Annotated in this window: 10 protein-coding genes and 1 other RNA gene; 3 read left to right on the top strand and 8 right to left on the bottom strand. The window is 69.1% G+C overall.

Annotation, left to right across the window (positions count from 1 at the left end):
* Window positions 1-316, bottom strand: a 316-nt coding sequence (locus C4N9_RS12175) for a GcrA family cell cycle regulator (RefSeq protein WP_281260128.1), incomplete at its 3' end; no start/stop codon positions are given.
* 314 nt (window positions 317-630) lie between these two features.
* Between C4N9_RS12175 and C4N9_RS12170 the strand changes: the two genes are divergently transcribed.
* Window positions 631-1,413 carry an ABC transporter permease gene (locus tag C4N9_RS12170; protein WP_109533616.1) on the top strand — a complete coding sequence of 261 codons (783 nt, stop codon included), beginning with the start codon at window positions 631-633 and terminating at the stop codon, window positions 1,411-1,413.
* A 164-nt stretch (window positions 1,414-1,577) separates the two neighbouring features.
* Window positions 1,578-2,042, top strand: a complete 465-nt coding sequence (locus tag C4N9_RS12165) for a c-type cytochrome (protein WP_109533589.1) — start codon at window positions 1,578-1,580, stop codon at window positions 2,040-2,042.
* A gap of 60 nt (window positions 2,043-2,102) precedes the next feature.
* Here C4N9_RS12165 and C4N9_RS12160 read toward each other — a convergent pair whose 3' ends face one another.
* Window positions 2,103-2,564, bottom strand: coding sequence for an MmcB family DNA repair protein (locus C4N9_RS12160; RefSeq protein WP_245902527.1), 462 nt, complete (start codon window positions 2,562-2,564; stop codon window positions 2,103-2,105).
* Window positions 2,565-2,704: 140 nt separating this feature from the next.
* On the opposite strand from C4N9_RS12160, the gene ssrS reads away from it, so the two are divergent.
* A non-coding RNA gene (gene ssrS, locus C4N9_RS22505) (6S RNA) lies at window positions 2,705-2,861 on the top strand.
* Window positions 2,862-2,936: 75 nt separating this feature from the next.
* On the opposite strand, the gene C4N9_RS12155 is transcribed toward ssrS, so the two are convergent.
* The 6 genes from C4N9_RS12155 to C4N9_RS12130 all read right to left on the bottom strand — a co-directional run bounded on the left by C4N9_RS12155 (window position 2,937) and on the right by C4N9_RS12130 (window position 6,894).
* A complete protein-coding gene (locus C4N9_RS12155) occupies window positions 2,937-3,278 on the bottom strand; it encodes a hypothetical protein (protein WP_425440799.1) in 342 nt (113 codons plus the stop codon).
* Between the two features lie 149 nt (window positions 3,279-3,427).
* Window positions 3,428-3,808: a hypothetical protein gene (locus C4N9_RS12150; protein ID WP_109533587.1), complete on the bottom strand. Its 381-nt coding sequence runs from the start codon at window positions 3,806-3,808 to the stop codon at window positions 3,428-3,430.
* On the bottom strand, window positions 3,798-4,754 hold the full coding sequence (locus C4N9_RS12145) for a 2-hydroxyacid dehydrogenase (protein ID WP_109533586.1): 957 nt from the start codon (window positions 4,752-4,754) through the stop codon (window positions 3,798-3,800). The genes C4N9_RS12150 and C4N9_RS12145 overlap by 11 nt, the downstream gene beginning before the upstream one ends.
* A complete protein-coding gene (locus tag C4N9_RS12140; RefSeq protein ID WP_109533585.1) occupies window positions 4,754-5,089 on the bottom strand; it encodes a tRNA-binding protein in 336 nt (111 codons plus the stop codon). The genes C4N9_RS12145 and C4N9_RS12140 overlap by 1 nt, the downstream gene beginning before the upstream one ends.
* Window positions 5,086-5,898, bottom strand: coding sequence for a pyrroline-5-carboxylate reductase (gene proC / locus C4N9_RS12135; RefSeq protein WP_109533584.1), 813 nt, complete (start codon window positions 5,896-5,898; stop codon window positions 5,086-5,088). The genes C4N9_RS12140 and proC overlap by 4 nt, the downstream gene beginning before the upstream one ends.
* 69 nt (window positions 5,899-5,967) lie before the next feature.
* The gene (locus C4N9_RS12130) at window positions 5,968-6,894 is read right to left on the bottom strand and encodes a LysR substrate-binding domain-containing protein (protein ID WP_109533583.1); all 927 of its coding nucleotides are present in this window, start codon (window positions 6,892-6,894) and stop codon (window positions 5,968-5,970) included.
* Between the last annotated feature and the right edge of the window lie 16 nt (window positions 6,895-6,910).

Raw genomic sequence — 6,910 nt, 5'->3', positions numbered from 1 at the left:
GCGCGGGCTGAGGCGCGGGCGCTTCGGCGGTCACGGGCGGCACGCGCGGCGCGGGTTCGGCCTCGGGTTCGGGCGGCGCGGCGGGACGGGCGGCGGCGGCGGCGGGCGCCTCGGGCGTTTCGGCGGGTTGTTGCGGCGCGGGCGCGGCGGCGGCTTCGCTGTCGCCTGCGGTGCGGCTCGACAGCCCCAGCCGGTGAACCTTGCCGATCACCGCGTTGCGGGTGACCGAGCCAAGCTCCTTGGCGATCTGCGAGGCCGATTTCCCCTCGGCCCACATCTTCTTGAGCAGTTCGACGCGTTCGTCGGTCCAGGACATTCGGCAGGCTCCGCAAGAATGAGGACGGCATAACATCCCGGATCGGAGACTTCCGCCGGGGGCTGGCCATCGTTGTTGCCTATTCTATCTGGCAGCGGGTGAGATACAAGCAGGCGCAGGCAAGAACAAGGGCCGTGGGCAATCCGATGCCGGAAGACGGATGCCCCGCGCCCTTCAAAGCGCCCCGCCTCAGCCCACTCCCGGCCCGGCCCCGGGCGGGGTACAGACGAACGAGAACGGAGAGATCCATGGACCAGACCGCGCCGCAAGCCGCCCTTTCCACCCCCGCCGAGCGCATCACCGCCGTGCGCGAGATGGGCGCGCGCCGTTTCGGGCGCACCAACTGGCGCGGATGCGCCGCCCTGGGCAAACGCGAGTCGCAGCGTTTCCTCGCGATCTGGCAGCAGACCATCGCCGCCCCGCTGGTCACGGCGGGGCTGTTCATCGGCGTCTTCTCGCTGGCGATGGCGGGGCGCCCGCCGGTGATGGGGGTGCCCTTCCTGCATTTCCTCGTGCCCGGGATCCTGATGATGTCGGTGATCCAGAACGCCTTCGGCAATACCTCGTCGTCGATCGTCGGGGCGAAGGTGATGGGCAACATCGTCGACACGCTGATGCCGCCGCTGTCGCCGGGCGAACTGGTTGCCGGGTATCTGGCCGGGGGTATCGCGCGCGGCATTGTCGTGGCTCTGGTGATCGTGCTGGGCGCGGGGCTGGCCTTGGGGGTCTGGCCCGCGCATCCGCTGTGGCTTCTGGTCTTCGTGGTGATCGGCGGCGTGCTTCTGGGCGCGTTGGGGATCGTCGCGGGGGTGCTGGCCAACAAGTTCGACCAGATCGCGGCGATGACCAATTTCGTCGTGACGCCGCTGTCGTTCCTGTCCGGCACCTTCTATTCGGTCGAAGCGATGCCGCCGGTGATGGCGATGCTGAGCCATCTCAACCCGTTCTTCTACCTGATCGATGGCGCGCGTTACGGCTATCTGGGCACGTCGGACAGCAGCGTGTGGCTGGGGCTGGGCGTCACGCTTTTCGCCGCCGCCGCCCTGGTCCTGCTGTCGTGGGACTGGTTCCGCCGCGGCTATCGCCTGAAGCCCTGAGCGCGGGGCGACAAGACCGGGACAAGCGGCGGTCCGGGTCCGGGGCCGCCGCTTATCCGTCTGTGACAAATCGTTGCATTCCCTAGACCCGCCCCCCCCGGGCGTCATATAGCGGGACAAGCCAACCGCGAGGCATCGTCGCCCCGCAAAGCCGGAGGAGCCCGATGAAACAGAGTCTGATCCTTGCCGCTGCCGCGCTGATGTCGCTGGGGACGAGCGCCGCCCTCGCCGACGATCACGCCATCGCCGCCAGCGGCGACCCGGAAGCCGGTGAAGCGCTGTGGCGCGGCTGCCGCAGCTGCCACTCGATCGTCGCCGATGACGGCACCGTCATCCAGCGCGGCGGGCGCACCGGGCCGAACCTTTATGGCGTCGCCGGTCGTCAGCCGGGCACCGAACCGGAATTCGGCCGCTACAGCGAACTGATGGTCAGCTTCGGTGAGACCGGCGTGGTCTGGGACGAAGAGCATTTCGTCGAATATGTCGCCAACCCGGTCGATTACCTGAGCCATCACGGCGGCGAAGGCAGCCGCCGCGGCACCATGTCCTTCCGCCTGACCGAGGGCGCCGCCGACATGTGGGCCTATCTGGTCAGCGTCGGCCCCGAGCCGGAAGGCGACAGCGAGTAATCGCCGCGCTAACGACCCCGACGATTCCGACGCCCCGCCCCGTCCGGCGGGGCGTTCGCGTTACAGAAGACCCGGATCGCGCAGCGCGTGATGGCGCAGCGCCGCCATGCGCGCGAATTTCAGCGTCATTGCCTTGCGCCGCGCCCCGGCCAGCGGCACCTCGCCCGCCATCGTGACGATCTCGCCTCCGTAATCGTCGGCGACGATCAGGCCGGCGCCCTCGCCCACCGGCAGGATCTCGGACGGGAAGTCGGGGGGCACCGCCCAGAAGAAGCGGTCGCACCATTCCAGGTAGCCCTGCCATTTGCGGTCGGACTGATAATCGGCGCGGCTGGATTTGCACTCGATCACCCAGATCTCGCCCTTGGGCCCCATCGCCATGACATCGACGCGCAGGCCCGGTTTCGGCACCACCTCTTCGAGGCAGGCGAAATCGTGACTGCGCAACAGGCGGCAGACGCCGCGCGCGATCCGTTGGCCGGGCAGGAGAAGATCATCGGGCATGAGAGAAGAATAAACCATGAACACCGGCGATCCAAGCGGATAAGGGACGGCGTTCCGAGTCTTGTGCGCAGCGCGCGTGCCATCCGGGGCCAGCGCAGGCGCGGCGACCGATGCCGCCCCTTGAAGCGGAGCCTGAGCAGCCCTAGATTGGGGCTTGGCGGGTTCTGCTCTTCGCGTGGACGGCACTTTTCCAGTGGCCGATAAGCATTTCCGAGGGGGCTGGCTCTGTCGGGATCCTGGTCTCGATATCCGGCGCCCACCTGAATTTTCAGGCTCTCGGGAATTTTCGCCCGAAACGGTCGCTGCGGGCCCGCCACATTGCCCTTCTCCCGATGATCCAACCCCGCCTCGGCAAGCGCTGCGGCCCGCTCCCGGCCGGTCGCGTGCGGGTCAGCGCCCGGCCGTCACCCGCACCGCCACCGGCTGGGCGTGGCGAACGCCCTGGCGGTGGCCGCCCTTCGGCCCTTGGTCGTCCTTGTCGGCCATCCGCATGATCGAGATGGCGAATTGCACGCCCGCGAAGACGAGGCCGTTGAAGAAGAACAACAGGAACGCCGCGATATAGCCGCCTTCGGTCGAGGCCATCAGCCCGCGCAGATTGGCCACGTTGAAGCCGACGAGAAGCCCGACGAAAATGGCGGAGAGCCCAAAGCCGATGGCGACCTGGCGGATATAAAGTTTCACGAGCTTGGGCAGGCCGGTTTCGGGGGCCGGATCGGGCATCAGGGTCATGGCGGAAATCTCCTTGGCCCTGAGCATAAGCGCGGCTGCGGAAAAATCCAGCGTGGCGCCGTGTCACGGGCCAAGGTGCGGGCCAAGTTGCGGAACCGGGCACAGGCGGCGAGCGCGGGACCGATGAGTATTTCAGGCAGAATGAAGCGCTAAGGCCTTTCGTCCGGGTCGAGAAGCTGCCCGGCGGCGGTGGCGATGATCGCGAGCGCCAGCGCGCGCAGGGTCGAGTCGGTTTGCGGCGGCGGGCTGTTTTCCAACCGGTCGAGACGGTCGATCAGGGCGGTGAGGTCACGTCGGGCCTCGGGGTCCTGCAGCCGTGCCAGCGCCTCGGCGGCGCTGATGCGGGCGGCGTCGATCTGCGGGGCGAGCGTGGCGATCTCGGCGCGCAGGCCGAGGCGCAGATCCTGCGCCATCCCGCGCAATTGCCAGACCAGCAGCACCGCGAGCAACAGGATCAGTGCCACAAGCATCAGCGTGGCGTTGAGCAACGCCGCGCCGAGCTTGCGCCAGGGCCCCGGTTCAGACGGCATTGGGCAGCGCTTTGCCCGCCTGGAAGGCGCGCAGGTTGTCGACCGCCATGAGCCCCATTTCGGTGCGCACTTCCAGCGCGGCGGTGCCCAGATGCGGCAGCAGCACAACGTTGTCGAGCGCCAGCAGCGCCTCGGGCACGCGGGGTTCGAATTCGTAGACATCGAGCCCGGCACCGCCGATCCGGCGATCCTGCAGCGCGGCGATCAGGGCCGCTTCCTCGACGATATCGCCGCGGGCGATATTGACCAGATGCGCGTGCGGCTGCATTGCCCCAAGCGCCGCCGCGTCGATCAGGTGATGCGTCTGCGGCGAGGCGGGAACGGCGATCACCACCATGTCCGAAAGCCCCATCAGCCGGTGCAGCTCGTTCACCGCCTGCGCGCCGGGAAGATCGGGCAGATCCTTGGGCGAGCGGGTGAAATAGGCGATCTTCATGCCGAAGCCATGCATCGCGCGTCTGGCGATCGCCTGCCCGATCCGGCCCATGCCGACGATGCCCAGCACCTTGCCCGACAGGTGCAGGCCCAGCATCTGCGTCGGGTGCCAGCCCTCCCATCGGCCCGACCGGACCAGCCGCTCGCCCTCGCCCGCGCGGCGCGCGGACATCAGCATCAACGTCAGCGCGATATCGGCGGTGGCGTCGGTGACGGCGCCCGGGGTGTTGGTCACTTCGAGCCCGGCGGCGCGGGCGGCGGCGACGTCGATATGGTTGTAGCCGACGCCGAAATTCGCGAGCAGCTTCGCGCGCGGGGTGGGCACGGCGTCGAAAACCGGGGCCTTGAACAGATCGCCCAGCGTGGGCAGCACCACGTCGTAATCGGTGAGCGCCGCGACCATCTCGTCATGCGACAGCGGCGCGTTCGTCTGGCGCATCGTCACATCGAAGGAGGCGCGCGCGGCCTCGGCCACGGGATCGGGCATCGGGCGGGAAATGAAGAGTTTCATCAGCACATCCTCGCGCCATTGGGAACGCCCCGCTCGGGGCCGATCAGCACCACGTCGTTGCCCGCGTCATGCAGGCCCAGGACCAGCACCTCGGACATGAAGGGGCCGATCTGACGGGGCGGGAAATTGACCACGCCCAGGACCTGACGTCCGACCAGGTCGTCCTTGCCGTAATGCGCGGTGATCTGGGCCGAGGAGCGCTTGACGCCGATCTCGGGACCGAAATCCACCGTCAGTTTCCAGGCGGGCTTGCGCGCTTCGGGGAAATCCTCGACGGCGGTGATGGTGCCGGCGCGGATATCGACCTTCAGGAAATCGTCGAAGGCAATCGTCATTGGCCCAGCTCCTTCGAGCGGTGCGCCGCGGCGGCGACCGCGCGTTGCAGGAGCGGCGGCAGGCCGTGGTCTTCGTCCATCAGCACGCCCAGAGCGGCGGCGGTCGTGCCACCCGGCGAGGTCACGTTGATGCGCAGCTGTGCCGCGCTTTCCTCGGATTGATGGGCCAGCTCGCCCGCGCCGCAAACGGTCGCGCGCGCCAGCTTCATCGCCATGTCGGCGGGCAGGCCCTGCGCGGCCCCGGCGGCGGCGAGCGCCTCGATCATGTGGAAGACATAGGCCGGGCCCGACCCCGAGACGGCGGTGACCGCATCCATCTGCGCTTCGGTTTCCAGCGTCACGGTGTCGCCGACTGCGGCCATCAGCTCGCGCGCCAGCGAAAGCTGCGGGTAATGGACCTGTTCGTTGCCGATCAGCGCGCTGATCCCCCGGCCCACGGCGGCGGGCGTGTTGGGCATCACGCGCACGACCCGGCTGCCCGCGCCCAGCGCGCCCTCGATCGCCTTCAGCGACGTCCCCGCCGCGATCGAGATGAACAGCGTGTCCGAGCCGCCCAGCGCCTGCAGCGCGGGCAGCGCCTCGCCCATCATCTGCGGTTTGACGGCCAGAAGCGCGACAGCGGGCGCGTCGGGGAGGCCCGCATTCAGGTTGACGCCGGTCGCTTGCAGCCAGTCCGAGGGTTTGGGTTCCAGCACCCAGATCGCGCTGGGGGGCAAGCCCGTCGCCAACCAGCCTTCGAGCAGCGCCGAGCCCATCTTGCCGCAGCCCAGCAACACCATGCCGCGCGCGGCGATATCGTCCATATTCATCGTGCAATTCCCGTGGTCTGGCCCTCGTCCCCGCGCACCCTAACCGGCCCTTGGGGGCACGAAAAGCCCTCAACCGCCGGTAATCTCGGGGCCGAGCACCCGGTCCCAGTCGCCCTGCGCTCTGTGCATCTCGGCCAGAAGCCAGTCGCGGAAGCGCCGCACGGCGGGCTTGCGCGCGGATTGCGCAGTCGTGACGAACCAGAAAGCCTGTCCGCTGGCCACCCGCATCGGAAAGGGCGCGGCCAAGGTCCCGCGCGCCACGGCATCGGCGGCGACCGTCTCCCAGGCCATGAACAGCCCCTGCCCCGTCATCGCCGCATCCAGGCACAGGGCTGCATCGCCATAGGTCGGGCCGGGCTGCAGCCCCGCGGCGCCGCGTCCCTGCGCGCTCAGCCATGTCTGCCACCCCGAAAGCGCGTCGTTTTCCCGGATCACCGGCAGGCGGAACAGGTCGTCGAGCGTGTCGATCCGCGCGGCCAGCGACGGGGCGCAGACCGGGGAAAGGCCCTGATCGACGAGGCGGATCGCCTCGACGCCCCGGCCGGGGTCGGCGCCCACGCGAATCGCCGCGTCGACGCCCGCCGCGCCCAGATCGATGCGCGCGACCCTGGGGTCGAGCCGCAGGTCGATTTCCGGATGCGCGGCGGCGAAATCGTGCAGGCGCCAGATCAGCCAGCGGCTGGCGAAGACCGGCGCGACCGACAGGGTCAGCACGCCCGGCTCGCCGCCTCTGAGCGCCCCTGCGAGCGCATCAAGACCCGCCATGTGCTGCGTGAGACGCGGCAGGAGTTCCGCCAGCGCCTCGGTCGGGGTCAGGCCGTCGGGCTGGCGGATGAAGAGCGGGCGGCCCAGCGCCTCTTCGGCCTTGCGCAGCCGCTGGCTCAGCGCGCCGGGGGTGACGCCCAGCTCGGACGCGGCGGCGGTGAGGCTGCCTGAACGCCCGGCGGCTTCGATCACGCGCAAAGCGGAGAGAGGCAGGGCGTTGAGATGGCGCATTCAGAAAACCTAAAGG

It is taken from the genome of Pararhodobacter marinus (assembly GCF_003122215.1).
In the GTDB taxonomy this organism is placed as follows: Bacteria; Pseudomonadota; Alphaproteobacteria; order Rhodobacterales; family Rhodobacteraceae; genus Pararhodobacter; species Pararhodobacter marinus.
This window is presented reverse-complemented; position numbering and strand designations above follow the sequence as displayed.

Coding starts and splice junctions, on each gene's coding strand:
- C4N9_RS12155 (WP_425440799.1), bottom strand. CDS start 3,278: ATGACCCTGATGCCCGATCCGGCCCCCGAAACCGGCCTGCCCAAGCTC.
- C4N9_RS12140 (WP_109533585.1), bottom strand. CDS start 5,089: ATGACGATTGCCTTCGACGATTTCCTGAAGGTCGATATCCGCGCCGGC.
- C4N9_RS12160 (WP_245902527.1), bottom strand. CDS start 2,564: ATGGTTTATTCTTCTCTCATGCCCGATGATCTTCTCCTGCCCGGCCAA.
- C4N9_RS12150 (WP_109533587.1), bottom strand. CDS start 3,808: ATGCCGTCTGAACCGGGGCCCTGGCGCAAGCTCGGCGCGGCGTTGCTC.
- C4N9_RS12130 (WP_109533583.1), bottom strand. CDS start 6,894: ATGCGCCATCTCAACGCCCTGCCTCTCTCCGCTTTGCGCGTGATCGAA.
- C4N9_RS12165 (WP_109533589.1), top strand. CDS start 1,578: ATGAAACAGAGTCTGATCCTTGCCGCTGCCGCGCTGATGTCGCTGGGG.
- proC (WP_109533584.1), bottom strand. CDS start 5,898: ATGAATATGGACGATATCGCCGCGCGCGGCATGGTGTTGCTGGGCTGC.
- C4N9_RS12170 (WP_109533616.1), top strand. CDS start 631: ATGGGCGCGCGCCGTTTCGGGCGCACCAACTGGCGCGGATGCGCCGCC.
- C4N9_RS12145 (WP_109533586.1), bottom strand. CDS start 4,754: ATGAAACTCTTCATTTCCCGCCCGATGCCCGATCCCGTGGCCGAGGCC.